This is a genomic window from Pantoea sp. B9002, assembly GCF_013385945.1.
Taxonomy (GTDB): Bacteria; Pseudomonadota; Gammaproteobacteria; order Enterobacterales; family Enterobacteriaceae; genus Pantoea.
Map to the genome: position 1 here is coordinate 1 of NZ_JACAPA010000185.1, position 393 is coordinate 393.

1 protein-coding gene is annotated in these 393 nt (G+C 61.6%); it reads right to left on the reverse strand.

Annotated elements, in window-relative coordinates:
- On the reverse strand, positions 1–393 hold a 393-nt coding region (locus HX773_RS25765; protein ID WP_255433351.1), incomplete at both ends, for a thiamine pyrophosphate-dependent enzyme.

A 393-nucleotide genomic window follows, 5' to 3' on the forward strand; every position in this document is an offset into this window, starting at 1 on the left:
TCAACTTCACGCCCATGGCCGCCGGGAAACCGAAGCCCATGGTGCCCAGGCCGCCGGAGTTGATCCAGCGATTGGGCTTGTTGAACTTGTAGTACTGCGCCGCGAACATCTGGTGCTGGCCCACGTCGGAGGTCACGAAGGCATCGCCCTTGGTCACTTCGCACAGGGTTTCGATCACCGTCTGTGGCTTGATGATGCTGCCGTCGCCCTTGTCATAAGGGAACAGGCCGCGATCACCGCGCCATTCGTCGATCTGCTTCCACCAGCTGGCGACCGACTCCTTGTTCGGGGTCTCGCCGATTTCCTTGAGGGCCGCGACCATCTCGGTCAGCACGCTCTCCACCGGACCCACGATAGGCACGTCTGCCTTGATGGTCTTGGAGATCGATGCCG